Source organism: Clostridium sp. LIBA-8841, assembly GCF_034439435.1.
Taxonomy (GTDB): Bacteria; Bacillota; Clostridia; order Clostridiales; family Clostridiaceae; genus Sarcina.
Genome location: NZ_JAPCKJ010000003.1, coordinates 69,149 through 94,650, shown reverse-complemented (window position 1 = coordinate 94,650; position 25,502 = coordinate 69,149). Strand labels below are relative to the sequence as shown.

34 protein-coding genes are annotated in these 25,502 nt (G+C 29.5%); 29 read left to right on the top strand and 5 right to left on the bottom strand.

The window, feature by feature from the left end:
• Positions 1-9 precede the first annotated feature (9 nt).
• The 13 genes from eutL (at position 10) to OIF33_RS08995 (ending at position 10,576) form a co-directional block, all read left to right on the top strand.
• Positions 10-663 (top strand): ethanolamine utilization microcompartment protein EutL, encoded by a 654-nt coding sequence (eutL, locus tag OIF33_RS09055; RefSeq protein ID WP_322503923.1) that lies wholly within the window; start codon positions 10-12, stop codon positions 661-663.
• Positions 664-675: 12 nt separating this feature from the next.
• A complete protein-coding gene (locus tag OIF33_RS09050; RefSeq protein ID WP_322503922.1) occupies positions 676-1,446 on the top strand; it encodes a BMC domain-containing protein in 771 nt (256 codons plus the stop codon).
• Positions 1,446-2,927 (top strand): acetaldehyde dehydrogenase (acetylating), encoded by a 1,482-nt coding sequence (locus OIF33_RS09045; protein ID WP_322503921.1) that lies wholly within the window; start codon positions 1,446-1,448, stop codon positions 2,925-2,927. The genes OIF33_RS09050 and OIF33_RS09045 overlap by 1 nt, the downstream gene beginning before the upstream one ends.
• Before the next feature lie 295 nt (positions 2,928-3,222).
• Positions 3,223-3,513, top strand: coding sequence for an ethanolamine utilization microcompartment protein EutM (gene eutM, locus OIF33_RS09040; protein WP_322503920.1), 291 nt, complete (start codon positions 3,223-3,225; stop codon positions 3,511-3,513).
• A gap of 123 nt (positions 3,514-3,636) precedes the next feature.
• A complete protein-coding gene (locus tag OIF33_RS09035) occupies positions 3,637-4,413 on the top strand; it encodes a cobalamin adenosyltransferase (protein ID WP_322503919.1) in 777 nt (258 codons plus the stop codon).
• A 9-nt stretch (positions 4,414-4,422) separates the two neighbouring features.
• On the top strand, positions 4,423-5,058 hold the full coding sequence (gene eutD / locus OIF33_RS09030) for an ethanolamine utilization phosphate acetyltransferase EutD (RefSeq protein WP_322503918.1): 636 nt from the start codon (positions 4,423-4,425) through the stop codon (positions 5,056-5,058).
• 136 nt (positions 5,059-5,194) lie between these two features.
• Positions 5,195-5,938, top strand: a complete 744-nt coding sequence (locus tag OIF33_RS09025) for a TIGR02536 family ethanolamine utilization protein (protein ID WP_322503917.1) — start codon at positions 5,195-5,197, stop codon at positions 5,936-5,938.
• 345 nt (positions 5,939-6,283) lie between these two features.
• On the top strand, positions 6,284-6,553 hold the full coding sequence (locus OIF33_RS09020; protein ID WP_322503916.1) for a EutN/CcmL family microcompartment protein: 270 nt from the start codon (positions 6,284-6,286) through the stop codon (positions 6,551-6,553).
• Positions 6,554-6,699: 146 nt separating this feature from the next.
• A complete protein-coding gene (locus OIF33_RS09015) occupies positions 6,700-7,254 on the top strand; it encodes an ethanolamine utilization microcompartment shell protein (protein ID WP_322503915.1) in 555 nt (184 codons plus the stop codon).
• 122 nt (positions 7,255-7,376) lie between these two features.
• The gene (gene eutH / locus OIF33_RS09010) at positions 7,377-8,483 is read left to right on the top strand and encodes an ethanolamine utilization protein EutH (protein WP_322503914.1); all 1,107 of its coding nucleotides are present in this window, start codon (positions 7,377-7,379) and stop codon (positions 8,481-8,483) included.
• Between the two features lie 2 nt (positions 8,484-8,485).
• On the top strand, positions 8,486-8,959 hold the full coding sequence (locus OIF33_RS09005; protein WP_322503913.1) for a cupin domain-containing protein: 474 nt from the start codon (positions 8,486-8,488) through the stop codon (positions 8,957-8,959).
• A 676-nt stretch (positions 8,960-9,635) separates the two neighbouring features.
• Positions 9,636-9,998, top strand: a complete 363-nt coding sequence (locus OIF33_RS09000) for a hypothetical protein (protein WP_322503912.1) — start codon at positions 9,636-9,638, stop codon at positions 9,996-9,998.
• A gap of 257 nt (positions 9,999-10,255) precedes the next feature.
• Positions 10,256-10,576: a hypothetical protein gene (locus OIF33_RS08995; RefSeq protein ID WP_322503911.1), complete on the top strand. Its 321-nt coding sequence runs from the start codon at positions 10,256-10,258 to the stop codon at positions 10,574-10,576.
• A gap of 170 nt (positions 10,577-10,746) precedes the next feature.
• On the opposite strand, the gene OIF33_RS08990 is transcribed toward OIF33_RS08995, so the two are convergent.
• Both OIF33_RS08990 and OIF33_RS08985 read right to left on the bottom strand, forming a co-directional pair.
• A complete protein-coding gene (locus OIF33_RS08990) occupies positions 10,747-11,202 on the bottom strand; it encodes a GNAT family N-acetyltransferase (protein WP_322503910.1) in 456 nt (151 codons plus the stop codon).
• Positions 11,203-11,597: 395 nt separating this feature from the next.
• A complete protein-coding gene (locus OIF33_RS08985) occupies positions 11,598-12,197 on the bottom strand; it encodes a DUF998 domain-containing protein (RefSeq protein ID WP_322503909.1) in 600 nt (199 codons plus the stop codon).
• A gap of 162 nt (positions 12,198-12,359) precedes the next feature.
• Here OIF33_RS08985 and OIF33_RS08980 point away from each other — a divergent pair, with 162 nt between their 5' ends.
• From OIF33_RS08980 to OIF33_RS08940, 9 genes are all read left to right on the top strand, one after another.
• Positions 12,360-12,827, top strand: coding sequence for a GNAT family N-acetyltransferase (locus OIF33_RS08980; protein ID WP_322503908.1), 468 nt, complete (start codon positions 12,360-12,362; stop codon positions 12,825-12,827).
• 198 nt (positions 12,828-13,025) lie between these two features.
• Positions 13,026-13,745, top strand: a complete 720-nt coding sequence (locus OIF33_RS08975; protein ID WP_322503907.1) for an MBL fold metallo-hydrolase — start codon at positions 13,026-13,028, stop codon at positions 13,743-13,745.
• A 43-nt stretch (positions 13,746-13,788) separates the two neighbouring features.
• On the top strand, positions 13,789-14,391 hold the full coding sequence (locus tag OIF33_RS08970) for a GNAT family N-acetyltransferase (protein ID WP_322503906.1): 603 nt from the start codon (positions 13,789-13,791) through the stop codon (positions 14,389-14,391).
• Positions 14,392-14,731: 340 nt separating this feature from the next.
• Positions 14,732-15,352 carry a flavodoxin family protein gene (locus OIF33_RS08965; RefSeq protein WP_322503905.1) on the top strand — a complete coding sequence of 207 codons (621 nt, stop codon included), beginning with the start codon at positions 14,732-14,734 and terminating at the stop codon, positions 15,350-15,352.
• A 377-nt stretch (positions 15,353-15,729) separates the two neighbouring features.
• On the top strand, positions 15,730-15,864 hold the full coding sequence (locus OIF33_RS08960; protein WP_322503904.1) for a hypothetical protein: 135 nt from the start codon (positions 15,730-15,732) through the stop codon (positions 15,862-15,864).
• A gap of 333 nt (positions 15,865-16,197) precedes the next feature.
• Positions 16,198-16,839: a hypothetical protein gene (locus OIF33_RS08955; RefSeq protein WP_322503903.1), complete on the top strand. Its 642-nt coding sequence runs from the start codon at positions 16,198-16,200 to the stop codon at positions 16,837-16,839.
• A gap of 48 nt (positions 16,840-16,887) precedes the next feature.
• On the top strand, positions 16,888-17,313 hold the full coding sequence (locus OIF33_RS08950) for a hypothetical protein (protein ID WP_322503902.1): 426 nt from the start codon (positions 16,888-16,890) through the stop codon (positions 17,311-17,313).
• 126 nt (positions 17,314-17,439) lie between these two features.
• Positions 17,440-17,928, top strand: coding sequence for a DUF2691 family protein (locus OIF33_RS08945; RefSeq protein WP_322503901.1), 489 nt, complete (start codon positions 17,440-17,442; stop codon positions 17,926-17,928).
• A 59-nt stretch (positions 17,929-17,987) separates the two neighbouring features.
• Positions 17,988-18,302, top strand: a complete 315-nt coding sequence (locus OIF33_RS08940; RefSeq protein WP_322503900.1) for a hypothetical protein — start codon at positions 17,988-17,990, stop codon at positions 18,300-18,302.
• A 168-nt stretch (positions 18,303-18,470) separates the two neighbouring features.
• Here the strand turns inward: OIF33_RS08940 and OIF33_RS08935 are convergent, their stop codons facing one another.
• Positions 18,471-19,175 carry a class I SAM-dependent methyltransferase gene (locus tag OIF33_RS08935; RefSeq protein WP_322503899.1) on the bottom strand — a complete coding sequence of 235 codons (705 nt, stop codon included), beginning with the start codon at positions 19,173-19,175 and terminating at the stop codon, positions 18,471-18,473.
• A 444-nt stretch (positions 19,176-19,619) separates the two neighbouring features.
• Here OIF33_RS08935 and OIF33_RS08930 point away from each other — a divergent pair, with 444 nt between their 5' ends.
• Positions 19,620-19,769: a hypothetical protein gene (locus tag OIF33_RS08930; protein ID WP_322503898.1), complete on the top strand. Its 150-nt coding sequence runs from the start codon at positions 19,620-19,622 to the stop codon at positions 19,767-19,769.
• 622 nt (positions 19,770-20,391) lie between these two features.
• On the opposite strand, the gene OIF33_RS08925 is transcribed toward OIF33_RS08930, so the two are convergent.
• Positions 20,392-20,688: a hypothetical protein gene (locus tag OIF33_RS08925; protein WP_322503897.1), complete on the bottom strand. Its 297-nt coding sequence runs from the start codon at positions 20,686-20,688 to the stop codon at positions 20,392-20,394.
• 116 nt (positions 20,689-20,804) lie between these two features.
• Here OIF33_RS08925 and OIF33_RS08920 point away from each other — a divergent pair, with 116 nt between their 5' ends.
• A complete protein-coding gene (locus OIF33_RS08920; protein ID WP_322503896.1) occupies positions 20,805-20,975 on the top strand; it encodes a hypothetical protein in 171 nt (56 codons plus the stop codon).
• A gap of 106 nt (positions 20,976-21,081) precedes the next feature.
• On the opposite strand, the gene OIF33_RS08915 is transcribed toward OIF33_RS08920, so the two are convergent.
• The gene (locus OIF33_RS08915) at positions 21,082-21,378 is read right to left on the bottom strand and encodes a hypothetical protein (RefSeq protein WP_322503895.1); all 297 of its coding nucleotides are present in this window, start codon (positions 21,376-21,378) and stop codon (positions 21,082-21,084) included.
• A gap of 425 nt (positions 21,379-21,803) precedes the next feature.
• On the opposite strand from OIF33_RS08915, the gene OIF33_RS08910 reads away from it, so the two are divergent.
• The 5 genes from OIF33_RS08910 (at position 21,804) to OIF33_RS08890 (ending at position 25,429) form a co-directional block, all read left to right on the top strand.
• Positions 21,804-23,564 (top strand): ribonucleoside triphosphate reductase, encoded by a 1,761-nt coding sequence (locus OIF33_RS08910; RefSeq protein WP_322503894.1) that lies wholly within the window; start codon positions 21,804-21,806, stop codon positions 23,562-23,564.
• The gene (locus OIF33_RS08905) at positions 23,561-24,019 is read left to right on the top strand and encodes a 4Fe-4S cluster-binding domain-containing protein (protein ID WP_322503893.1); all 459 of its coding nucleotides are present in this window, start codon (positions 23,561-23,563) and stop codon (positions 24,017-24,019) included. The genes OIF33_RS08910 and OIF33_RS08905 overlap by 4 nt, the downstream gene beginning before the upstream one ends.
• Before the next feature lie 138 nt (positions 24,020-24,157).
• Positions 24,158-24,565: a hypothetical protein gene (locus OIF33_RS08900; protein ID WP_322503892.1), complete on the top strand. Its 408-nt coding sequence runs from the start codon at positions 24,158-24,160 to the stop codon at positions 24,563-24,565.
• A gap of 134 nt (positions 24,566-24,699) precedes the next feature.
• Positions 24,700-25,089, top strand: a complete 390-nt coding sequence (locus OIF33_RS08895; RefSeq protein ID WP_322503891.1) for a hypothetical protein — start codon at positions 24,700-24,702, stop codon at positions 25,087-25,089.
• A gap of 64 nt (positions 25,090-25,153) precedes the next feature.
• Complete coding sequence (locus OIF33_RS08890) at positions 25,154-25,429, top strand: hypothetical protein (RefSeq protein WP_322503890.1); 276 nt, start codon at positions 25,154-25,156, stop codon at positions 25,427-25,429.
• The last annotated feature ends 73 nt before the right edge of the window (positions 25,430-25,502 follow it).

Sequence of the window (25,502 nt, the reverse complement as noted above, 5' to 3'; positions counted from 1 at the left end):
GAATTAAGCATGAAAAATGATTTAATACGTCCTAATGTTTTAAGCGTTAAGATAATATCAAATGTTAGTCCAGAAATGGCTAAAAAATTAGAATTAGGGCCACATCACAAGAGTTTAGGATTAATCACATCTGACTGTGATGATGTAACTTATACAGCTTTAGATGAGGCTACAAAGGCAGCAGAGGTTGATGTAGTTTATGCTAGATCAATGTATGCAGGAGCTGGAAATGCTTCAACAAAGTTAGCTGGAGAAGTAATTGGTATCCTTGCTGGACCAAGTCCTGCTGAGGTTAGAAGTGGATTAAATGCTGCTATAGATTTCATAGATAGCGGAGTTGGATTTATAAGTGCAAATGAAGATGATTCAATTTGTTATTATGCTCAATGTGTATCAAGAACTGGATCATATCTTTCAAAAACAGCCGGAATAAGAGAAGGGGAAGCATTAGCTTACCTAGTAGCTCCTCCATTAGAAGCAATGTATGCTTTAGATGCAGCATTAAAGGCTGCAGATGTTGAAATGTGTGAGTTCTTTGCACCTCCAACAGAAACAAACTTTGCAGGAGCCTTACTTACAGGGTCACAATCAGCATGTAAAGCAGCATGTGATGCCTTTGCAGAGGCAGTACAATCAGTAGCTAGTAACCCAATGGGATTCTAATAGGCTAAAAATATGGGAAAAGCTTTAGGATTAATAGAATTTATAGGATATGTACCAGCCTTATGTGCTGCAGATACAGCCTTAAAAGCTGCAAGTGTTGATTTGATTGGAATAGAGAAGGTTACTGGAGGAATCGTAACTGTAAAGATTACAGGAGATGTTGATGCTGTACAAGCTGCAGTGGAGTCTGCTGAAAACTATGCAAGTAGAATTGGATGTTTTAGAAGTGTTCATGTGATTCCAAGACTTGATGATGAGGTGGAGGCTCTTTTAATAAATAACAAGGATTTAGAAAAAGAGGAAATCGAAGAAGAAATTCAAGAAGAGATTCAAGAGGGCTATGAAGAAATAAAAGAAGATACGGTGAAATCTATTTTAGAAGATACAGAATCTGAAGAAGAAAGTCCACAAGAAGATGTTGTTGAATGTATTGAAAATGTTATAGAGGAAAATCAAGAAGAGAATATTTCTAAAATAGAAGAAATAGAAGCTTGTGAAATCTCTGAAAATGAAGAAACATCAAAGGAAGCTTCAGAGGAAGTTACTGAGACAGATGAAATTATAGAAGAAAAGGAAAATGCTTCAGAGAACAAGGCTATAGAGCCTTTAGATAAAGAAGTGAATTCCATAGATATAAAAGAAATATCTAAAATGAGTGTTAAGGAATTAAAAAAGAAAATAAAATCCTTAAATATTAACATAAGTTCTAACAAGCTTAAATCTCTAAAGAAAAAAGATTTAGTAGATATACTACTAAAATATGATGAAGAAGGTGAAAGTTAATGGAATTTTTAGATAAAGACTTAGTTTCCATTCAGGAAACTAGGGGACTTATAAGGAAGGCTAAGGAAGCACAAAGCAAGTTAGCACTTATGAGTCAGCAAGATATAGATAGAATTGTCAAAGCAATTTCAGAGGCTGCTTATGAGAATGCTGAAAAGCTTGCTAAAATGGCAAATGAAGAAACAGGCTTTGGAAAATGGCAAGACAAGGTGTTAAAAAATGTCTTCGCAGCAAAGAGTGTTTATGATTCAATAAAAGACATTAAAACAGTTGGAATAGTAGATGAAGATGTTGAGAAGAGAGTTTTCAAGGTAATGATACCAGTAGGAGTTGTTGGAGGTCTTATCCCATCAACAAACCCAACATCAACAGCTATCTACAAAGCTATGATATCAATAAAAGCTAGAAATGCAATTGTTTTATCACCGCATCCAAGTGCAAAGAAATGTATTATTGAGACAGCTAAGATAATAGCAGCTGCCGCTGAGAGAGCAGGATGCCCTGAAGGAGCTATAGGATGTATAACAGTACCTTCAATAGAGGGAACTAATGAATTAATGAAAAATAAAGATACTTCATTAATATTAGCAACTGGTGGAGAAGCAATGGTTAGAGCAGCTTATTCATCAGGAACACCAGCTATAGGTGTTGGACCAGGAAATGGACCAGCCTTCATAGATAAGAGTGCAGATGTTAAGTTAGCAGTTAAGAGAATATTAGATTCTAAGACTTTTGATAATGGAACAATATGTGCTTCAGAGCAATCAGTAATAGTTGAAAAAGCTATGGAAGCAGAAGTTGTTAGAGAATTAAAAGAACAAGGAGCTTACTTCTTAACTGATGAACAAGCAAAGCAACTTTCTAAATTTGTAATGAGAGCAAATGGAACTATGAACCCACAAATAGTTGGGAAAACTCCACAAGATATAGCTAAATTAGCTGGTCTAGAAGGAATTCCTTCATGGGCAAGAGTTTTAGTTCCAAGAGAGTGCCATGTTGGACACAAGTATCCATTCTCAAGAGAAAAGTTAACAACAATTTTAACTTTCTTTGTAGAAGAGGATGTAGATGCTGTATTAAATAAATGTAAAGAAATATTACTAAATGAGGGAGCTGGACATACATTCTGTATGCATGCAAATAATGAAGATCTTGTTAAAAGATTTGCATTAGAAATGCCAGTTTCAAGAATGGTAGTAAATTCACCAGCAGCTCTTGCTGGAATAGGAGCTACAAATAACCTAGTACCTGCCTTAACATTAGGATGCGGTGCAATTGGAGGAAGTTCTACATCAAATAACATAGGACCATTAGATTTAATGAATACAAGAAATGTAGCTTATGGAGTTAGAGAACTTGAAGATATTAGAGAGTTAGCTACTGATGCTACAAGAGAAGTTGCTACAAGCCTAGAATTAGGTGAGGAGAAGGAAGAATTAATAAACTACTTAGTTAAGAAGATTATTGAAGAGCTTAAGTAAGTTGATTTTAAGAGAAACTACAAGACTTACTTAATAAAAGTCAAATTAGTTTGATATGTTTTAGTTTTAACTTAGAAATTAAGTTTAAGACTAAGGCAATATTAAAAGTCTAGAGAAAAAATCTTTAGACTCATATATAAATGTAAAGTTAAAACAATTCAAGTCAAAAAATACAAAATACTAAAAATACTTGATCAAAAAAAGGTCAATGTGAAATTTTAACCAAAAAAGTTTAAAATTAAATTAAAAACAAAATTAAAAGAATTAAGAAGGATATTTTGAGGAGGAATTTATTATGGCAAACGGAAATGCATTAGGAATGATCGAAACTAAAGGATTAGTAGCAGCAATAGAGGCTGCTGACGCAATGGTTAAAGCTGCAAATGTTCAATTAGTAGGAAAAGAACAAGTTGGTGGAGGACTAGTAACTGTTATGGTTAGAGGAGACGTTGGAGCTGTTAAAGCTGCTACTGACGCTGGAGCTGCTGCTGCAGAAAGAGTTGGAGAATTACTTTCAGTACATGTAATCCCAAGACCACACTTCGAAGTTGATGCTATATTACCAAAAGCAGCAAGAGTTGAATAATAGAAAGTTGTAATTAGGGGTTACATAAATAAGACTTAATTCAGAGGGAGTAAAAGATCCCTCTGAATTTTAAAAAAATTTTTATGTAATCCCTTTTATACATCTAATAGGGGATGTGATAAAATGGCTGTTTTGACAGAAGGTGAGGTAAGAAAAAGATTAAGCAGAGAAGACCTGAAAGCCTTAAAGGAGTTTAAGGTTGTTAAGGGAGAGATAATAACTCCATCTGCCAAATCTTATTTAGCTGAACATAATATAAATTTAGTTTATGTTAATTCTGAAGAGGAAAAATTAAATAAAGAAACAGAACCTAAAGAGATAATTAGAGAAGTCGTTAAAGAAAAAGAATACAAATATGAAACTGTTTTTGGAGCAAAGTTAGATGAAAAGCCAGAGCATATGACACATCTAACTGGAAATCTTCTTGTATTTAAAGATCATAAGAGAATAATATTCAGAGGAAAGATAGATTCTCTTGAAGCAAGAATCATAGAAACTCAAGTTATTTGTCATAAGCAGGGAATGAATAAGCTTGTGGATGACCTTCAAGAAATATTAGCTTTTACAGGTAGAATATTAAGATGTGAGGTTTTAAGTGAACCTTTAGAAGGATTTTATCTTCAAGGAATGACAGAAAAGGAGCTTAGAGAAAAATCACATAACCCTAAGAAATACTTTGGTATAGGACATGAAATGCCAACTTATGAGATGGGTGAAGTAGTGGCTGAATTAAATGTTTTAAGAACCTTAACAAGAGAAACAGAGATTTCAGCTTATGAAGCTTTTAAGGGTCAATATGGACAAGTTGAAAGAGAAGATTTAATTAGAGCTTTAAATAGACTATCCTCAGTATTTTGGATTATGATCTTTAAAGTTAGAACAGGAAAGTACGAGAAATAGGAGGAAGCTATGGACAATCTATTACATGATATTATAGAAGAAGTAGTTAGAAGAGTTAAGGATGAGGCTTTTATAGAAGTTGAGGCTTCAGGTAGACATGTCCATTTAAAGCCAGAGCATGTAAAAATACTTTTTGGAGAGGGACATGAGTTAACTAAGGTAAAAGATTTATCTCAACCAGGTCAGTACGTTTGTAAAGAGAGAGTTACTATATCAGGACCGAGAGGAAATATAGAAAATGTTGTGGTTTTAGGACCACCTAGAGATGAAACACAAGTAGAGATCTCATTTACAGATGCTTTAAACTTAGGAGTTATACCTCCAGTCAAATTAAGTGGAGATTTAGAAGATACTGCAGGAATAACAATTTCAACAGATAGAGCTTCTATTGCTTTAAGTAAAGGATTAATGGTTGCTAAGAGACACATACATATGACACCAGAGGATGCAAAGAAATTTGGAGTTTATAACAATGAAATTGTTAGAGCCAAGGTTTTAGGAAAAAGACCTCTAATATTTGATGATGTTGTTGTAAGAGTTAGTGACAAGTATAGAACCTTTATGCATATTGACTATGATGAAGCTAATGCTTGTGGATTTTCAAAAGGAACTTACGCTTTAATAGTTGGAAAAGATGATAAATAATAAATATCTATAGAACTCACTAGAGTAGGTAGAGATTATTTAAAAATAAAGAGTTTATTTAAACTTAATAGATATTAAAACTATATGTAAGAAAAGTTAAATCAAACCTCTAAATGGAAGGGAGGTAAAAATTAATATGGATTATGAAAAGCTGATTGAATTTTTAGTGGATGAAATATACAAAAGAATTCAAGAGGAAAATAAGGAAGGCAATTCTTTAGAAAAGAAAAAGTCTATTGTGGTAATTGGAGAGAGCAATGTTGATTTTTATAGAAAGGCTTTAAGAGAATTTGATATCAATCCATTAACATCAGAATGCAAGGACTGTGATATTTTACTTATATCAAAGCTTTGTATTAAAGGTCTTAGCAATATTGCCCAAGGAACATGTACAACAAAGTCAGAAAATTTTGCTTTAGAAATGCTTTTAAAAGGTAAGAAAGTTTATATTCTTGAGGAGGGTATAGAGTACAGAAAGTACAAAAATACAGCTCCAAAAGTTTTATATAATAAATATATTAAGTTTGAAGAGGAACTTCTAGCCTATGGTATAGAAGTTATTGATGACTTAAACAAGATTTTAATAGGAAACAAAGAAGAAAGGCTTGCTTCTTGTAACGAGATCAAGTGTAAAATAAATGAAAATGTTTGCCTGTGTGAAGAAAAAAAGCAATTTGAAGGAGAAAAGAACTTAGAAACTTCTATTGTTGAAGATAAGTTCACAATAAATCTTTCAAATAAAAGGTTAGTATCAGAAAGTGATCTAAGAAAGCCTCACATAAGTGGAGTAAGAACTTTAATAGTTAGTAAAAAGGCTATAATTACTCCGTTAGCAAAGGACTATATACGCATAAATAATTTGAACGTTGTGCTTTCTTAGAGTAACTTAAGTTTTTTAAATATGGATGACTTTTAGGATCATAAAGGGAAAGTATCTAATAGAAGATTAACCTATAAATAATGAATATATGCCAACACTTAAAACTGTAGGATTAAAATTATGTCCATTTTTTTATTTTATATAAACAGAGATAGAGACATAAGTAAGATTTTTCATAGAAGGCTTTCTTAAAGGGTTTTTAGAGTTATCCATATTTGAAAATAAAGAAACTTACTACGCACTATGTTTGTAGGAGTACACGTTGTGTAACTTCAAATTGCCAAATCCAAGATTTGGAGTTTCACTTAGGAAAGTATCAATAGAAGAATTAGGAGTGAGAGTATTATGGAACTAGGAAAAGTAGTAGGAAATGTGTGGGCAACTAGAAAAGACGAAAAACTAAATGGACAAAAGTTTTTAATAGTTAAAATCCTTATAAGTAAACATAAGGAGAAGGAAGGCTTATTTGTAGCCGTTGATAATGTTGGTGCTGGTACCGGAGACACTGTTCTTATAACTAAGGGTGGTGCTGCAAGACAATCAATTGGAAATAGAGAAGTTCCTATAGATGCTGCAATAGTTGGTATTGTTGATTCTATAGACCTAGAAGATTAATAGACTTTTAAGCAAGTTTTAGCTTGGTGTTGATTTTTAGATAAATTTTGGCATCTACTTAATTTAAAGTTCTATTTAAAAGTTTAGGATCTGGAACTTACATATTAGGGAAAAGCAAAAGGGTGCTTAAGTTTGGAGGGTTTCATATGAATAAAAGCATTGGAGCTTTAGAGTTTAGAAGTATCAGCAAGGGCATTGAGGTCTCAAATGAAGTTGTTAAAAAGTCTTTTGTAGAGGTCTCTTACCTTAAGAGCATATGTCCAGGAAAATTCTTTTTGATTGTTAATGGAGATGCTGGAGAGGTTAAGGAGGCCATAGAGTTTGGAGAAAGTCTTGGAGAAAAATATCTAGTTGGGAGTTTTATTATAAACTCTATTCATGATGATATAATAAAGGCCCTTAAGGGAAAATATTCTCAAAAAAATATAGAAGATAAATCAATTGGAATAATGGAAACAGGAAAAGTTTCATCAGGTATATTAGCTTTAGATAAGACCTTAAAAAGCAGTGATGTTAACTTAGTTAAACTTCAGTTAGCTTTTGGGATTGGAGGAAAGCTTGTATATATAGTTTCAGGAGATTTAAGCAGTGTAGAAAATGGAATGAGGGAAGGACAAGCTATTTTACAGGATAAGGATATTATAAATGTTTCAATAATTCCTTTTGTACATAGTGAAATAGCAAAGAACTTAATTAAATAAATTAAAATAATTTAAATATTATTGAGTAGACTCAATTTATTTATGATTAATCACTTGAGATGTATGAACTTGGACTTAAAGTGAAAGACATAAAATAATTTTGAGAATAAGGGGGAAGAGAAATGAGTAGTATTAACCAAGTTATAATCTATATAATGGTTATTTGTATGGCTTTAGGAGCTATAGACAAATGTTTTGGAAACAAGTTTGGAATAGGTGAAAAGTTTGAAGAAGGTATTATGGCTATGGGAGCACTAGCTTTAGCCATGGTTGGAGTTATCTGTTTAGCACCAGTACTTGCTAATGTTCTAGGGCCAATAGTAACACCAGCATTTAATGCTTTAGGAGCAGACCCAGCAATGTTTGCAGGTTCAATTCTTGCAAATGATATGGGAGGAGCACCTCTTGCAGCAAGCTTAGCACAAGACCCACAAGCAGGTATGTTCAGTGGATTAATCGTAGGAGCTATGATGGGAGCCACTGTAGTATTTACAATACCAGTATCATTAGGAATCATAGAAAAGAAAGATCATAAATTCTTAGCAACAGGAATTTTAGCTGGGATAATAACTATACCAATAGGAGCTTTCGTTGGAGGTTTAGTTGCAGGTTTCCCAGTAATGATGGTTCTTAAAAACTTAGTTCCAATCATAATATTTGCAATTCTAATAGCTATAGGATTAATGAAAGCTGAAAAGGCTATGATTAAAGGATTTACTTACTTTGGAAAAGGAGTTGTTATAATCATAACTTTAGCTTTAGCAGCTGCTATTATAGAAGCTTTAACAGGAATAGTAATAATTCCAGGAATGAATCCAATAAGCGAAGGTATAGGAATAGTTGGAGACATTGCTATAGTTTTAGCTGGAGCATTCCCACTAGTTTATATAATAACTAAAGTATTCAAGAAACCTTTAATGGCTCTTGGAAAAGTATTAGGAATGAATGAAATAGCTGCAGCAGGTATGGTTGCCAGCTTAGCAAACAATATTCCAATGTTTGGTATGTTAAAAGACATGGATGACAGAGGAAAGATTATAAACATTGCTTTTGCAGTATCAGCTTCTTTCGTATTTGGTGATCACTTAGGATTTACAGCTGGATTTAATGCAGATATGATATTCCCTATGATAGTTGCTAAATTAGTTGGTGGTATCACAGCAGTTATCCTTGCAATGTTTATAGCAAACAAAACTTTAGGAAAAGTAAAAGTAAAGGAGACTAAATAGTTATGGAAAACATAAGTAAAGATTTATTAGAAAAACTAGTAAGACAAATAATTGAAGAAAAGCTTGCTGGAGCTTGTAATAATGATTCAGTTGACTTTATAAGAAATAAAGATAAAAGTGGAATAATGTCAGTGAAGCTTCCAACAGTTAAGGTTGATGAGTCAAACAGAATGGATACAGGAAAATCAGGAGATGTAGTTTATACTAAAGACTTATTTACATTAGAAGAAAGCCCAAGATTAGGTGCTGGAATCATGGAAATGAAGGAAACTACTTTTGACTGGACTTTAAACTATGATGAAATTGACTATGTTATAGAAGGTCATCTAGACATAATAATAGATGGAAGAAAGGTTTCAGCAGATGCTGGAGAACTTATCTTAATTCCAAAAGGATCAAAGATTCAATTCTCAGTTCCAGATTATGCTAGATTTATATATGTAACTTACCCAGCAGATTGGGCAAGCCAAGCATAATAAGTTTTTAAGCAGGGACAAAATAAGAGGAAAATTATATAGATGTTTTAAAGCTACAATAATGAGAGAAACTAATTTTAGAAGTTTAAATCTATAACAGGCGAGAAGATTTAAAAATAAATAGATTGAAGTAAAAAATATAGAGCTTACTTTTAATAAAAGTAGGTTCTATTTTTGTATTAGATTAGTTAGAATTTTTAAAATAGCATGTAATTCAATTTAAAAAGGTGTAGAGACTACCTTTTTATTAAAGTAGTCTCAAATTAGGTTAGGTAAATATTAAGATTTTATTTGATGTAGAGTTTGGCAAATATGTTGTGAGAAGTTTTTTTTGCATAATTCATGAAGAAACAGACAAATTAGTACATTATCAAAAAACTCCCCTACTATGATATTTATATGCTTGAATTCTTAAGTGTATTACTAAAATTTGTAAATTTTATTGAGTTTTTATAAAAAAGTATTTTAGAATAAAGTACTATCGTACTTTTGCTAATATGGTATAAAGATTATTATGGGAACCAGGCAGTCTTTTATAGAATTCTTTACTTTTTTAGAGGATATATATACTTTGGAGAGAATATATTTATAATATTATTAGTTATAGTTATATTTATATTTAGAATATAGCTTGAAAGTGAGACTGTTAAATATTTTTAAGGGGAGGATTTTAGATTTGAATGAGGAGAGAGGATTAAATAAGAGAAATGGAGTAGTGGTATTTTTTCCAGCCCTAATTATGTTTCTTCTATCTGCTTTCTTATCACTGGATTTAGCCCAATTAGGCACATTAGATTTAAAGGGACTTTTAATAGCAAGCTTAATAATCATCTTTCCAATATTATTTTTCCTTCAAGGGATTATGATAAGTAAGAAACATATGGGAATAGTTTTTCCATACATAGTTTCAGCTGTTAGTTTTATAGTTGTTGCTTTAATATTTTTTAATTCTTCAGCCATAGGGTATATTGTTTTTTATACCATATGTGAGGCTTTAGGGTATTTTTCAAACAAGATTATTAGATGGATTAAGAGTTAGGCTATAGAAATAACTAATTAATATTATTTTTTATTTCAGTAAACGTATTATCTAAATAATCACAGAAACAACTATGGTTTAATATGGAAATGAAAGCTATTATTCAATGAAGGTCTATTACAGAACGTGACAGAACATGACAGAAGATGAATTTCATATATATAATAAAAAAAGATGTTTATTTAGAGTTAGGAGGGAGATAACTCTAAATAAGATTTTATAAATATAATTTAATAGAATAAGCAAAGGAGAAACAGATGAAGAAGGTTTTTATTGGAATTTTAGTTGTTTTGATGATATTCTTCGCAGGATTTCTACTTTTTGGTAGGGAAGAAAAAAGCTTAACAGCTGATGTTGCTAGAACAATTGATTATGGACTTTTGGTCAATTATGAAAATGAACTTATTCTTGTAAACACTTCTGGAGCTGATATATTTGATAGGAGTGGAAAGAAAAATACAGTAGATTGTATTAAAGAAGGAGACAAGATAGAGGTTATTTATGACGGGGATATTGAAGAAGGCTGGCCTGCTAAAATTAATAAGGTTTATAAAGTTAAACTTTTAGAAACGCATTAAGAGTTTAGAAAAGTTTTTATAAAGAAATAATATCAATTAAAGGTAAAAAGTTAAGTATAATTTTATGTAATAAGGTAGTCCTTAAGAAAGAATACTGAAATTAAGAAAACTTTATAAAGAAAATTTTCTTAATTAGAGTAAATAAGCTTAGATTGACTACCTTTTTATTATTAATAGTTTTCATTATTTAACTCTAAGCAAAATAGAGCTGAGGAGCTTATTTCATTAAAACCATTCTTAAGATAAAATTTACATGAAGGAAACCCTTTAACTGTATTTAATAAAATAGAATCTATATCATAAGTTAGTAATTTCTCAGAGGTTAGCTTTAAAAATTCACTTCCATTACCTAGATTTTGTTTATCTGGAGATATGCATAAATCCTCAATTCTAAAATAATCACCATCTATTGCAGGAATTATGCTTCCTAAAATTATTCCAATAGCAATGTTATCTTCATAGAGTAACCATCCAAAATTCATGTTTCCTAAAAGAAATCTTTTTATGTAACTGCATATTGAATCTATTTCACGATTTTCATTCCAAGGTTCTTTAGAGTAGGCTTCAATATATATTTTTGCACCTACCATGACAGTATTATTTGATATATCAACTATAGTTTTCATAATTATCACCAGCCACAATTAAATTCTCCTTTCATTATATACCAATAAAAGTAAAAAATACAAAATTTATTATATAGATTTACTCTATTTTTTTATATTAAAAATAAGTACTGTTTTAAGTTTGTGTTTCTAGCTAGACTTACTGTTATATCTAAAAAGCAACAATAGTTTAAAACATGATCAAAAAGTTAAATTTTCAAATAAGCTTTAAAATGAAAATGCTAGATAGTTTTAAACTATCTAGCATTTTTCAAGTTCATTCAAATAGGTATTGCCAAGGTAAATGCATTTTAATACACCTTTATCAACCTTGAGAAAATATTTGACTTTATAACCCGCTTATTAATATATTCAAATTCAAAAATAATATTCATAAGAGAAATAAAGTTAACAAATTAATTATATAAAATCCAAATTATAAATGGACAATACATAAATAGTAGGGCAAGTCTTTGCCATAAGCCTTCTAAGGATAAAAATGTGTTTTGAAACTTAGGTTTTTCTCCTAGAGCAAAGAATGCAAAGGAGATTAAGCTTAGCATAAAGAATATAATACTGGAAATTCCTAAAAGTGTTTCCTTAGATTCAAACTGCAAAAGAGCAAGAACTAAGGGGGCAAATTGAAGTGATATAAATCCTAAGGCAGAACCTATACCGTGAATATTAGAAGAAAGAGTTATCTCTTCCTTATTTTCATTTAAGGTGAAAAGACCTGATATAATTTCATCTCCAATACCATATAGAAAAAATAAAAATAAAAGAGCAAGGGCTAGGGAGTGTTCAAGGGAGTTGTAGTATGAAAATAATACGTACCCAAAGTAGATCATTACAAAACCTGATATAACCATCCAGAGGTTATAAAGCCAACCTAAGGGGTTTTTTTTAGTGCCTAGCATGCTCATTACTGCCTTTTTATGACTATATCTCTTATAGGGAATAGCTATTATAAATGGAAATAATAAATCCATAAGTAACACAATAAATATTAAAGTCATATAAGAATCACCTCTTAATGTAAATCATGAAAAATCATGTAAATTATGTACCCTTTCATTGTAACATTAATATTAAGAAATGGAAGAAGAGCGGAAAATTTATTTTCAATGGTGTATAATTTAAGTAAACTTTTTCATAGTAATTTAAATTAAGAGGTGTATATGATAGAAGGATATAAAATACTTTCAGTTGAAGAAAATCTTCACTTAAAGGATAGGGTTTTAAAATATGTAGAGAATTGTGGATGGGGAGTTAAACCATTTTTTCAGGAACAATTAGAGCTTGGAATTTCATTAAAGGGAAAAGTACCACAGAGTTTTGTAATGCTTAAGGGTGAAGAGATAATTGGTTTTTATCAATTTATTAAGAATGAACCAATTAGGAATATTGAGCTTACTCCTTGGATTGCAACTTTGTTTATTGATGAGAAGCATAGGGGACAGAGATTAAGTGAAAAGTTAATAAGTCATGGAAGAAGATATGCTCATAAATTGGGTTATAATAAGGTTTATATAAGTACAGATCATATTCAGCTTTATGAAAAAATGGGATTTCGTGAAATTGGACTTGATATAGATAAGTGGGGAAGTCCTACAAAGCTTTATGAAATTGAGTCTTTAGAGAGTTAGTATTAATATAGATAAAATGATTAGGTGAATAAAAAAGACAATTAAAAATTGATATTGGTTATATAGAAATTTACTGAAATAGATTAAAAAGAGATTTAAGAAACTCTCAGATTAAGATAAATTAATTTAATAAAAAGTATTAGAGAACAAATAAGATTTAAATAACTATTTAGGATGAAATTAAGAGGAGAGAGAAAGATGATATTAAAGGAATTAAGCAAAAATGTATATTATATGCAAAATGATTCTCATAGTGATAGACCCACTTTAGGATATGTTAAAGGGGATAAGTTTTCAATTATGATTGATACTGGAAACTCACCTGCTCATTTAGAGCTTTTCTATGAAGGATTAAAGGAAAGAGGACTTGAAAAGCCAGAGATTGCAGTAATAACTCATTGGCATTGGGATCATACATATGCTATTTGTGCTTTTGATGGACAAGTGATAGCTAATAAACTAACTAATAAAAAGCTAGAGAATATGAAAGCTTGGGAATGGACAGAAGAGGCTATGAAGGAACGTCTTGAAAGTGGAGAGGAAATAGAGTTTTGTGATGAACATATTCGTATAGAGTATCCAGATAGAAGTAAGATAAAGGTGGAAACTGCTGATATTATATATGATAAGAAATTAAGCCTAGATTTAGGAAATATTAATTGTGACATGGAGCTAGTTGGAGGGCCTCATGAAGAGGATTCATCTATAGTTTATATAAAAGAAGATAAGGTTCTTTTTGTGGGAGATGCAGACTGCATAGACTTCTATGGAAAGAAGGAAAAGTATGATAAGGATAAATTAGAAGCTTACATAAATAAGGTTAAGGAAATTGACTTTGAAACATATGTACATGGTCATTGTGCACCTATGGGAAGAGAGGAAGCCATAAACTGGTTAGAAGACTTCCTTAACGAGTAATTTAAGTTTATTTATACCTAATATTGATTTTAGGAGTGGATATATGGTTATTAGGGAGTATAGAGGTGAAGATGAGAAGGGATGGGTATGTTGTAGAATGCTTTCTTTTTTGAACACTTCATATTTTGATGATATAAGAAGAGAAAAAGAGCTTTATAAAAATTCATCTCTTTCTATAGTAGCTGAGAAGGATGGAAAGATAATAGGAATTCTTGACATTGAATATGAGAGAAAAGAAGGAGAGCTTTGTTATCTAAAAGGTGAATTAGGTGGAGTAATTTGGAACATAGCTGTTTTGCCAGAGTATAGAAATCTTTCTGTTGCAACTAAAATGCTTGATTATGCAAAGATGAGATTGATGGAACTTGGAATAAGGCGATTTGAAGCATGGACACAAGAGGATGAAGAAGCAAATAATTGGTATATAAAGCAAGGGTTCGAGAGAAAGTTAGAATATTTAAATGCTTTTGTAAAAGGAAATAGTACAGATAAGATTATTAAGAAGTTTATAAATCTTAATGATTGTGGAGAGATATTTGGAATTAGAGCTTTTAATTTTGAAGCACCTATAGAAAGAAAGGAAGAATTAAAAGAGCTTTGCTATAGGTTACATGAAGTAAGACTATATGAATTGAAATTAACTTAGTATAAGTAGAAGGGCAGGATTCAATCTTGCCCTCTTTTTTTGAGAATTACAGAATTATTAGGGGACAATTTAATTAACTTATTAAAAATAGTTATTTTAAATTAGTATTAATTTTTAGATAGAAATGTAAGTTAGATTTGAAAAGATAGATGAAATCAATAATCAACTAAAATATAGGCCATTAAGAGTTTAGTTAAAGAAAAATAAAGAATTCTTGCCTTTAAGTTAACTCAAAGGTTTATAATTTTATTAAAAGAAGATTTAGGAATAAAAATTAATAAGAATTAATAAGTAAAAACCAAAATATAATAAAGTGGTTTAAAAATAAGGAGGTACAAAAATGAAAGTATTATTAGTTAATGGAAGTCCAAATAGGAAAGGATGCACTTATACAGCATTGCAAGAGGTTAGTAAAACTTTAGAGGAGAATGGGATAGATACTGAGATATTTCAATTAGGAAATAAACCTATAGGTGGATGTATAGGCTGTGGTGTATGTAAAAAAACAGGAGAATGCTTTATGAAGGATATTGTAAATGACTTTGTGGAAAAGGCTAAGGATGCAGATGGATTTGTATTTGGTTCTCCAGTTTATTATGCATCAGCATCAGGTTCAATAACTTCTTTTTTAGATAGAGTATTTTATAGTGGAGGTAAACATCTAGCATTTAAACCAGGAGCAGTTGTATGTAGTGCTAGACGTGCTGGAACAACCTCAACTTTAGATCAATTAAGCAAGTATCTTACAATATCTAATATGCCAGTTGTAAGTTCTCAATATTGGAATATGGTCCATGGATATACCCCAGAGGATGTAAGGAATGACCTAGAAGGTATGCAAACAATGAGAGTCTTAGGTAGAAATATGGCATGGTTAATGAAGTGCATAGAATTAGGTAAGGATAATAACATTCTTAAACCAGAATTAGAAGAGAGAGTACTTACTAATTTTATTAGGTAATAGATGAAGTAATAAGGTTTTATGGGAAGTGACTTAAACACAAAGTTTAGTAAAGGGTATTAAATTAGCAGGTGCTATATTTGATTATAATTATCCTAAGGAAAATGGACAATTATATTTATTCTTTCCAATCAGAAGATTGTAATATTAAGAAAGTTAGTAGAAAATAGCTTAAATAAAAAAGGTCTATATGTATGTTTTTAGCATATAGGCTTTTGTGTATTATAAGGAAAAACTTCATAAAATTACCTACCTCTTAATTATAACATAAAAGAAAATTTGTTAACAGTCTGTTTATCTATGATTTGAGGTGTTATAATATTATTAATAAATAAATAATTTAGTTATTTATTTATTATTAAAAGGAGGTTTTTGTTATGAAATTATTAAATTTATATTATTTATTTTCTTTATCAATTTTTATTGTTCCTATTTTAATAGGAGTTGCTTATTATATTCTGACAAAAGATCTTCCTGAAAATGATTTTGGCATAAATTACGATGAATTTTAGACATAAATTTTAAATTCTAGATGTTAAAGAGCTGTATCATTAAAAACTTAGAATAAAGCTTATAAGGGTATTATTTTCATCTCAATTTGTAAGTTTTATTATTTTAAGTTTGATACAGTTCTTTATTTTTTGCTATATATACAAAATGATACAAATAGTTCAATCTTAGTTAATTTTATAATGTGATTTAGGTGTGATAAAATATAAATATGCAAAGTAAATGATTACACTTATAAACTTTTAAGAGTATTATATAAGAGGGACACAGGATAAAAAGTATTTAAGAAAATTTTTCTTGAGTATTAGAAAGTTACAAGAAATGAGGGAGAATCTATGAGTTATGAAATAATCAGTGGGAAATATGAAACAGGAACAGTGGAAGAACAAATGGGTTTTGCTCAGCTTTTTGGAGAAGAAAGTGTGCAAAAGAAGTTTGATTTGTATTTTCATTGGTATAATATTATTCATGAAATTGGACATGTATTAGTTGATATTAATAATGTAGACATGGATGGTGTTAATGAGGAGCTTTTTGCTAATTCCTTTGCTGTTGCATATTGGAAAAAAGTTGATAAAAAAAATAACTTAAATAGGGTAAAAGAGATGATATACCACATAATTAAGGATATACCAAGTCCATTGACTAAGGAAAGTAACTTTAAGGAGTTCTTCAATAAAATATGGGGAACTGAAATAATGAATAGTGTCATGATGTATGGTTATTTTCAATTATGTTGTGTTTTGGAAGCCTTTAATTTAGATAAAAACTTAAGTGAGGTACTTCAGGAGGTAGGATATAAAGAGGTCTCTTTAAGTAAGATGAAGCCATATTCTTATGATGTTAATTCTGAAAATACTGAAAAAGTATTAGAGAATTGTTTGGATAACCTAAAAGCTTGTGGAGTTACTAATCTTTCAAAGATAACTCTAAAACTTGTGGACAATCCAGAAATGCAGTGTTGTAATGTAGTATAATAGAATAAATAAAACTTCAAAGTTGGACTAGAAAGTGAGGAGTTTAAAATGGAATCAAAGGAAATGAGATTAGCTAAAAAAGCAAAGAAACTTATAGATGATTTTGAAAAGATGGAGTCAGTTCTTTTAGATGGAGAATTGCCAGAACAAGAAATAGAAATTAGAGATGATGGAGCTACATTAGTTCTTAAAAATATAATGCCTGGATATAGTGGAGAAGCAATATTTAAGTTAACACATATATCTGATGTTTTAAAGGCATATATTGATGATATGGATAATGAGGACAAGGAAATGGTTAAAGGCTATGAACTTGAAAACTCAAATTGGTGTGATAATGATCTTGGAGATATTTATAGAGAGGCAGCAATAGAGCATTTAGAGAAACTTAATGTTGTACAAGATAGGGTTCAGCACGCATATAAGGAATTAAAGAAGATAGAAGAGAAAGCTAGAGAGCTTGAAGGACTATAGGATCATTAAATTTGAGTAAGGTTATTATTGATAAAAGAAGGTTGTCTAAATATGCAACCTTCTTTTATTTTAAATAATAAAGGAATATGTTTAATATAAATAGGATATTAGAAGGGGATGAGAAACTTGAAAGGATTAGTTCTAGAAAGAGGAGAAGAATATTATACAGATTTAGAGAAGGTATTTTTAGCTATTAATAATATTCATACTGAGTTTAATTGGCTTATTACAGACTGCTGTGCTTATCCAAAGGATGAAAGGATTAATGAGCTGTTATCAAGAGAATATTGTTTTTTATCAGGAAGTGAGTTGGATGAGATAGTTAAGTCAGAAGATTTTCAACTTATTTGGGGTGTATTAAGTGGATTTAAGAAAGGGATATCCTTAAAAGAGGTTATGAAATATGATCTTCCTTATGCAGAGGGTAATGGGGAGCTTTGGAAAAATCCAGTTAGTATTCAACATCCACTTGCAGAGGTGGAAATAATATCTTGGGATGGAGAGAAGACACTTATAATAAGTAGGAATGAGAAAATAGTAAGTGATTTTAGAAAGAGCTTTTTATTAAGTGAGGATTTAAAAAATTATAATGAAAGACTAGAAAAGAATACTTAAAATGGAGTTGGACTTTTAGAAAAATTAATACTTTAAATTTTTAATGAAGGGAGAATATTATGATTACTTTACTTAATCCAGCTAGCTTAATTCTTGGTTTAATTGCTTGGATAATTCCTGTTATTAGCATTATACAACATAAAAAGCATAATAATAGAAATTGGGGCTTACTATCTATTATGAGCATGATTGCATGTGCTACCTCATTATTTTTTCAAATTTTCTATGTAAATTATTTGGTGAAAATTGAAGACTGGACTGCTATTATGGATACAATTGGTGCCGTGGTATTTGCAGGAGGAACTCTTTTAGTGATTACTATAGTATTAAATGTAATTACAATATTTATATATGGTAATAGACCAGTAAAGTAGGAAATAGCTTTTTACTTTATAGGTTAGACTAATTAATTTAAAACTACAAAACATTTAAATTACTTTTTAATATTATATAAATAAATGTCAGCAAGTTTTTGCTGACATTTTAATTTCTATAATCTCTAAAACAAGTTGGAATTTAACTAATTCTCATAAAATTAAGGATTACTTCTTTTTTGCTACATAAAAAACTTTGTATGTTCTATCTTCTATAGGAAACATTCTAAAGTTCTTATATCTGCCAATTATTTTAAATCCAGCATTCACAAGATATTCATCCATTTTTTCTACTGAATATGCTCTTTGAACATGTTTTTCTAAATCATCATTACCAAAATCAAAAAGTGTTGTACCTATTTGAGTTGTTCTATCATATTCTAATATTTGTTCAAAATGAATACCATCAAACTCTCTCTTAATTACTCCAAAGTGCTTATCTTCATATAAATAAGGTGTATTGATATCAAAGATGAAAAAGCCATTCGAATTTAGGTGATAATAAATATTATTCATAGTGTCTTTCATATCTTCATCAGCAATTACATAATTAATAGCATCAAAGGTACATGTAATCATATCAAATTTCTTATTTAAATTAAAATTCCTCATATCTGATACTGCAAATTCAATTCCTGCTGTTGTTTCATTTGCTACATTAATCATATCCTCTGAAATATCGATTCCACTAACTTCAAAGTTCATATTTTTTAACTCCTTTGCAAGGATTCCTGTACCGCAACCAACATCTAATATAGAACTTACATTTAAATTGAATGTGCTAATTACATTTATAATTAAATCTACATATCTAATACTATCCTTACCCCAATCTTTTTTATAAAATTTATATAACTTCTCATATGCTTTCATTTAAAATCCCCCTTTTATTTCACATTATAATAAACTTGTTATAAACCTCATTTGTAAATTTCTATTTATATATTAATCAAATAAAAAATGATACAAAATTCAATATAATTGTTTATTAATGTATATTTTATTATACATAATTTATGGGTAATAATTCCAAATGACATAGAAATTTTATTATATCCAAAGAAATATAGTCTGTCTTATCTTAAAATCTTTAACCATAATATAGTTGTAAGATACATTACTTTGTAATATTAAATTGATATAGCATAGATAGTCTAAAGATGGAACCCAATTAAGCTAATGATTTTTTTTGTATGAAATTACAAAAATAAAGTTTTTTTAGATTTTTATAGCTGAAAGTCAAAGTTAAAAGTATTTATATAGTGAAGAGAAGTTTAATGTATAAATTTTTTAGGTGTTATTTTGGGAGGGGAAATTATGCAGTTTACTTATTTAGGATTTAATCCAAAAAAGGCTTTAGAAATGGGATTAGATTCAATTGATTTAGGAATACTAAGATATTTTGTAAATTTTATAAGGACAGGAGTTATGCTTGAAAGAGAAATTGAGGGTGACTTTGTTTATTGAGTAAAGTATGAAAAATGTTTAGAAAGTGTACCAATCTTAGGGATTAAAATTAAGGATGTTTTGAGAAGAAGGCTAAAGAAATTAGTAGATGCTGATGTGTTAATTTTTTAGTTGCTTAAAAGTGGAGGAACCTATACCTTTTATGGCATAGGAAAGAGATATGAGGAACTTAGTGTTGAAAATAAACAGATGAAAGAAAAGAATTAAGCAACACATAGGGAGTATTATGGAAAAAAGCAGCCTACTGAAAAGTAAAGAGGAGTCGGCTCATATAAATAACCCTGTCCTACTGAAAAGCTGAACCAAAAGATTAATCTATTAAAAAATAATAATATATATACTTTTGTAATTGAGTACTTAAATAAGAAAACAGGCAAGAACTTTAAACGTGATAGGGAAAAAACAGAGAACTTAATGTGAACTCTGAATTTTAGTCCGAATTTTTATACTTAGATTTTAGTAGATTAATAGAAGAGAAAAAGAGGATAATGCTATTTAAATTAATGGAAGAGAATTAAAGTATAGTGAAAGTGAGTTTAAGAAGCTAAATAAGGTATTCCATTTATTTTAGCCAAAATAGATAGAATACCTTACTTTCATAGGTTTATGTTTATAATAGACGCTATAATAATATTGAAAGTATAGATGATGCTAAAATCAATATTGAGAATACTATTGAGATATTCTTCCCTGCTTTAGCGAATTTGTCATCAATGTTTTTAGAGGCAATAAAGTAGGCTATGCCAAATAAAATTAAAGATGTAAGCGCATAAGGAAAGACGATTCCTAAGGAATTAAAGATATGTTCTCCTAAATATTTTCCATTAAAGTAGGTAAATGAAAACATAACTGAAAATAGGGAGATTAATAAAGTAAGACTTCCTATTCCCAATTTTTTTGTATGTATTACATTTTTCATAGTTTATCCCTCCAATCAAAAACATCTTATTATAAATAATTTTAACTCTACTGGAATATAATTTCAATATATTACAAAATTATGAATTGATTATATAAAAAGGGGTTGAGAATATAATGAGTTTATCTATGAAACGAAACCTCTGGATAATTGGTGGGGTTTTATTAATCTTTTTTATTCAAATAACAATAATAGTTCCATATGTAAATATCCTATTGGCAGTACTTTGTTTTATTAAGGCTTATAAGGTTAATGAGGAAATTAAAGAGAGTGAAGAGGAAATATAAGAGGTGTAAATTAATGTTTTATTTGTTTAGTCGGTAATAGGTACAATTTGCTTAGGTAGAAAGAAGATATATGAAAAACAATATTAATTTAAAATATAGCTAAAAATTAAAGCAATGCAGTAAGGAGAGCTGAAATTAATATTAAGGAAATTACTACTTGGGATAAAATTTTTCCTGCTTTTGCAAACTTGTCCTCACTATATTTAGAACTAAGAATAATAGCTATAACTAATAGTATTAAAGATGTAAGTTCATAAGGAAAAGATATTTCTAAGGTGTTAAATATATATTGTCCTAGGTATTTACCATTTATATAGGTAAAGGAAAACATAATTGCAAATATAGAAATTAGAAATGAAAAACTTCCTAATCCCCATTTCTTTGTATTTAGAGTATCTTTCATTATTTCCTCCAATAAATAATATATTATTATATATGAATTATATATTTCTTAGTTAATAATATTAGTGATTGTAAAAAAAATACATAAAATCATGTAAAATTTGTTTGATTTTAGGAGGGGAAATATTAAATTGAGGGATAAATTTAAAAAATTATATAAAAAATTTTTGTTTTTTTAGAATCAAGGAAAAGACTAGTTTCTCTTATGATTCTGAGTAATTTAGGATAATTTTGGTTAAAATTTTTTAGAAAAGTTGTGAGTTGGGAGAAACTTAGATTGCATGAGAGATTAGAGGTGTTTCCAAAAAAAACAAATAACTAATTGATTATGACTATATAGGTATATGAGTATTTATTATAACATTTTGGACTGATGTATAATGTCAGTATAAAACAAGAGGGATATGAAAAAAGGATGTGAAAAATATGTTATCTAGTAAGAAAATAGTAGATGATTATATTAAAAAAATAGATTGGAGAGTCAATGAAAACTCCAATTCACCATACAGCTTTGGAAGTCTTAATAAGCACATAATAGCTGAAGTTTCTAAGGATTATTGGCTTAATGAGGTTTATAAAGAGAAGAGAATAATAGATGCTTATAGAAATGGAGATATGCATATTCATGATTTAGGAGGATTAACTCTTTACTGCTGCGGATATTCATTAAGAAATATAATACTTATGGGAGTACAAGGAATCCCTAATATTCCAACTAGTAGCCCAGCAAAACATTTTGATGCCATATTAAACCAAATAGCAAACCTAGTTACAATATATCAAAATGAGATTATGGGAGCAGTTGCCTTTAACTCCTTTGATACATTACTAGCACCGTATATAAAAAGTGATAATTTAACTTATGAAGAAGTTAAGCAAAATCTACAAAACTTCATATTTAGTATAAATAGTAATAGTAGAGCAGGAGCAGAACCAGCTTTCACTAATATAACATTTGACCTTTTCCCACCAAAGGATTTAGAAAATGATCCTGCTTTAATTGGAGGGGAAATTCAAGAGTTCACATATAAGGAATGTCAAAAGGAAATGGACATGTTAAATAGAGCCTTCTATGAACTTATGAATGAAGGGGATTATGATGGAAGACCATTTTCTTATCCAATACCAACTTACAATATAAACAGTAACTTTGACTTTGATAATCCAAATAATGATATGTTATTTGAGATGACAGGAAAGTTTGGTTATCCTTACTTTGCAAACTTTGTGAATTCAGATATGGATCAAAGTGATGTAAGATCAATGTGTTGTAGATTAAACCTTGATTTAAGAGAGCTTAGAAAAAGAAACGGTGGTCTTTTTGGAAGTGGAGATAGCACAGGAAGTATAGGTGTTGTTACAATAAACTTACCAAGAGTAGCATACAAGCATAAAAATAATGAGAAAGAGTTTTTCAGTGCTTTAAGAGAAATCTTAGTTATAGCAAAGGATAGCTTAGAGAAGAAGAGAAAATGGCTTAATGAGAATATCATAAATAAAGATATGTTACCAGCTTTCTCAACTTATGTAGGAACACTTAAAAATCACTTTAGTACTATAGGAATAGTTGGATTAAATGAGATGTGTGAAAACTTTAATGGAAAGAACATATTAACTGAAGAGGGAATGGAATTCTCAATGAAGGTTTGTAACTTCATAAGAGAAGAGTTAATAAACTTCCAAGAGGAAACAGGAAATCTTTATAACTTTGAGGCTACTCCAGCAGAATCAACATGTTACAGGTTAGCTAAGAAGGATGTAGAGGATTTTGAGGACATTATAGTTAGAGGAGGAAGAGAGTACCCATACTATACAAACTCATGTCATATGCCACCTAGTGAGGTTAAAAACTTAAAGCAATTATTTGATCATCAAGATAAGCTTCAAGTATTATTCACAGGAGGAACTGTTGTCCATATTTACTGTGATGGAGCCATAAGTGGAGAGAAGGCAAAACACATAGTAAAGACAGTTTGTAAGCAATATAGAACACCTTATGTAAGCATTTCTCCTTTAAATAGATATTGTGAAGAGCATGGATACGTAAAGGAAAAAGTAGAAGAATGCCCTATATGTGGCAAAAAATTAGATTTATATCAAAGAATAACAGGCTACTTAAGAAAAGTTGAATTCTTCAATGATGGTAAAAAATCAGAGTTTAAGGATAGAAATCAGTTAAGCCTATGATTATAAAAACAAAGGGCATCGTTCATGAGAGAGTGGAGGATGCTCCCTTTATAGGCGCACTAATAAGTGCGGTAGATTGTAATTTAAACTGCAAAGGGTGCTTTAATCAGCATCTAAAGGAATTACCAAACATAGAGAAGGATTCAGAAGAAATATTGGATGAAGTAACAAAGGACCCTTTTAATGAAGGAATCATACTTGCAGGTCTTGAATGGTCACTTCAACCTAAGGAACTAAGAGCCATGGTTAATTCAGCAAGAAAGAGAAAGCTTAAGGTTATAGTTTATTCTGGACTTAGTGAAGAGAAGTTTAAAGAAAAGTTTCCAGATATATATAATCTAAAGGGAGATATGTACTTTAAGTTTGGAAGGTATGATGAAAAGTTAAAGGTAAGTAACAATATCCAATATGATGTTAAGCTAGCCACTTCAAACCAAAAGATAATAAGAAGATAGAGTATGAAAAAGAGTCTATATACATGAATTAAGTATATAGGCTTTTTTATTTGTAATAATATTGTAATTTATCATATTATAATACTGAAAAAAGTAAGAAATAAGTGTAGATTACTTTGACTAAAAGGAGGCAAAGAAGTGAGAAAATATTTCATAATATTTATAGTGGTTGTGCTCTGTATTATTATAATAGGGTGCAATGGCAAGAAGGTAAGAGAAGTATCTTATGAGGGAGAAAATTTACATTGGGAGTCCATAATGAAATTTGATGAAGATGATAAGTTTATGGTAAATATCAAGTATATAGGTGAGGAAGAATTACCTTTAGAGGTTACTTTTAATATTGAATATTTATCTGGTAATACTAGTGGAGGAGTTTTAGAATATGGTGAGTTATCTGAAAAATTAGGAGGTTTTACTTTAGAAGATGATTATGATAAGAACTTATATGGAGATATATCAAAATATAAAAATAAAGATAAGTTAAATGTGATTATGAAATGGAATAACCAAGAAGAAATTATTGAATTAAGTAAAAGAGAATAAAATATGTATGATTAAAAACAAATTAAATGTAAATAATTACAAAAAGTATTATTTGAATACTTTAAGTGAGATATACTGTATATAACAATTTAAAATAGAAACAAGCTAAAAGGTATTTGGTTGGAGGTGTTAAAATGGAGGGGAAAAATCCTGGGGGAATTAAATTTATTGGTTGGTTTCAAATATTTGGTGCTTTGGCAGTGCTACTTACATTAAATGTTGAGCAAGATGTTGCATTTAATGTGAGATTTGCAGTACCTTTTATGTCAGAAAGATTAGTGCAAATATTATTAATTGTAATTTCCGCAGTAATAGCTTATGGATATTTAAAGCAAAGAAAATGGGGATATTGGAGTATGTTAGTCTATTCTATAGCCTTTTTCTTTATAAGTTTATTTCAAGCAATTAATTATGTCAGTCAACCATTTATAGGAAACACAATTTATTCTGCTTTTGTTGCTATGTACACATTCTTGAATTCAAAACATTTCAATAATTCAGTACTATTAAAAAGCAATCAATAAATTAAAAAAATAGAGGTTAATATTTATAGAGAAATTTGCATGTGGTTGTGGGGGGAGAAGTTTTATGCTTGAGTTTTCATTATATTTTGGACCTGGGTACTTTGTAGCTTATTTCTTAGTAATGAAGTTATGCAAGAGTTGTTCTTTTCTTGATTATATTAATGAAAAACCTATAAGAGCGTATATAAATATAGCTATTATTTTTACTGTATTCATATTAACCAGTGGGACTTTAGATACTTTAATTAAATCTAACAATATTGAAAATTTATTTTCAGGATTAAGAATTGGAGCTTTAATTGCTCTATTAAAAGGAATAAAAATTACTAAACTAGCTTGAAAAAAATTAGAGTTATTTGATGTGAAATTTTAAAACGATATAGAGAATAGAATATGTATGGATAAATATAATA

Excerpts from the sequence above, each read along its gene's own strand:
- OIF33_RS09050 (WP_322503922.1), top strand. The coding sequence starts at position 676 with ATGGGAAAAGCTTTAGGATTAATAGAATTTATAGGATATGTACCAGCC.
- OIF33_RS08925 (WP_322503897.1), bottom strand. The coding sequence starts at position 20,688 with ATGAAAAATGTAATACATACAAAAAAATTGGGAATAGGAAGTCTTACT.
- OIF33_RS08905 (WP_322503893.1), top strand. The coding sequence starts at position 23,561 with ATGATTATAAAAACAAAGGGCATCGTTCATGAGAGAGTGGAGGATGCT.
- eutH (WP_322503914.1), top strand. The coding sequence starts at position 7,377 with ATGAGTAGTATTAACCAAGTTATAATCTATATAATGGTTATTTGTATG.
- OIF33_RS08930 (WP_322503898.1), top strand. The coding sequence starts at position 19,620 with ATGCAGTTTACTTATTTAGGATTTAATCCAAAAAAGGCTTTAGAAATG.
- OIF33_RS09045 (WP_322503921.1), top strand. The coding sequence starts at position 1,446 with ATGGAATTTTTAGATAAAGACTTAGTTTCCATTCAGGAAACTAGGGGA.
- OIF33_RS08920 (WP_322503896.1), top strand. The coding sequence starts at position 20,805 with ATGAGTTTATCTATGAAACGAAACCTCTGGATAATTGGTGGGGTTTTA.
- OIF33_RS08975 (WP_322503907.1), top strand. The coding sequence starts at position 13,026 with ATGATATTAAAGGAATTAAGCAAAAATGTATATTATATGCAAAATGAT.
- OIF33_RS09035 (WP_322503919.1), top strand. The coding sequence starts at position 3,637 with ATGGCTGTTTTGACAGAAGGTGAGGTAAGAAAAAGATTAAGCAGAGAA.
- OIF33_RS08985 (WP_322503909.1), bottom strand. The coding sequence starts at position 12,197 with ATGACTTTAATATTTATTGTGTTACTTATGGATTTATTATTTCCATTT.
- OIF33_RS08940 (WP_322503900.1), top strand. The coding sequence starts at position 17,988 with ATGATTACTTTACTTAATCCAGCTAGCTTAATTCTTGGTTTAATTGCT.
- OIF33_RS08890 (WP_322503890.1), top strand. The coding sequence starts at position 25,154 with ATGCTTGAGTTTTCATTATATTTTGGACCTGGGTACTTTGTAGCTTAT.
- OIF33_RS08970 (WP_322503906.1), top strand. The coding sequence starts at position 13,789 with ATGGTTATTAGGGAGTATAGAGGTGAAGATGAGAAGGGATGGGTATGT.
- OIF33_RS09020 (WP_322503916.1), top strand. The coding sequence starts at position 6,284 with ATGGAACTAGGAAAAGTAGTAGGAAATGTGTGGGCAACTAGAAAAGAC.
- OIF33_RS09025 (WP_322503917.1), top strand. The coding sequence starts at position 5,195 with ATGGATTATGAAAAGCTGATTGAATTTTTAGTGGATGAAATATACAAA.
- OIF33_RS08980 (WP_322503908.1), top strand. The coding sequence starts at position 12,360 with ATGATAGAAGGATATAAAATACTTTCAGTTGAAGAAAATCTTCACTTA.
- eutM (WP_322503920.1), top strand. The coding sequence starts at position 3,223 with ATGGCAAACGGAAATGCATTAGGAATGATCGAAACTAAAGGATTAGTA.
- OIF33_RS08950 (WP_322503902.1), top strand. The coding sequence starts at position 16,888 with ATGGAATCAAAGGAAATGAGATTAGCTAAAAAAGCAAAGAAACTTATA.
- OIF33_RS08935 (WP_322503899.1), bottom strand. The coding sequence starts at position 19,175 with ATGAAAGCATATGAGAAGTTATATAAATTTTATAAAAAAGATTGGGGT.
- OIF33_RS08895 (WP_322503891.1), top strand. The coding sequence starts at position 24,700 with ATGGAGGGGAAAAATCCTGGGGGAATTAAATTTATTGGTTGGTTTCAA.
- OIF33_RS08965 (WP_322503905.1), top strand. The coding sequence starts at position 14,732 with ATGAAAGTATTATTAGTTAATGGAAGTCCAAATAGGAAAGGATGCACT.
- OIF33_RS08955 (WP_322503903.1), top strand. The coding sequence starts at position 16,198 with ATGAGTTATGAAATAATCAGTGGGAAATATGAAACAGGAACAGTGGAA.
- OIF33_RS09015 (WP_322503915.1), top strand. The coding sequence starts at position 6,700 with ATGAATAAAAGCATTGGAGCTTTAGAGTTTAGAAGTATCAGCAAGGGC.
- eutL (WP_322503923.1), top strand. The coding sequence starts at position 10 with ATGAAAAATGATTTAATACGTCCTAATGTTTTAAGCGTTAAGATAATA.
- OIF33_RS08910 (WP_322503894.1), top strand. The coding sequence starts at position 21,804 with ATGTTATCTAGTAAGAAAATAGTAGATGATTATATTAAAAAAATAGAT.
- OIF33_RS08995 (WP_322503911.1), top strand. The coding sequence starts at position 10,256 with ATGAAGAAGGTTTTTATTGGAATTTTAGTTGTTTTGATGATATTCTTC.
- OIF33_RS09005 (WP_322503913.1), top strand. The coding sequence starts at position 8,486 with ATGGAAAACATAAGTAAAGATTTATTAGAAAAACTAGTAAGACAAATA.
- OIF33_RS08915 (WP_322503895.1), bottom strand. The coding sequence starts at position 21,378 with ATGAAAGATACTCTAAATACAAAGAAATGGGGATTAGGAAGTTTTTCA.
- OIF33_RS08990 (WP_322503910.1), bottom strand. The coding sequence starts at position 11,202 with ATGAAAACTATAGTTGATATATCAAATAATACTGTCATGGTAGGTGCA.
- eutD (WP_322503918.1), top strand. The coding sequence starts at position 4,423 with ATGGACAATCTATTACATGATATTATAGAAGAAGTAGTTAGAAGAGTT.
- OIF33_RS08960 (WP_322503904.1), top strand. The coding sequence starts at position 15,730 with ATGAAATTATTAAATTTATATTATTTATTTTCTTTATCAATTTTTATT.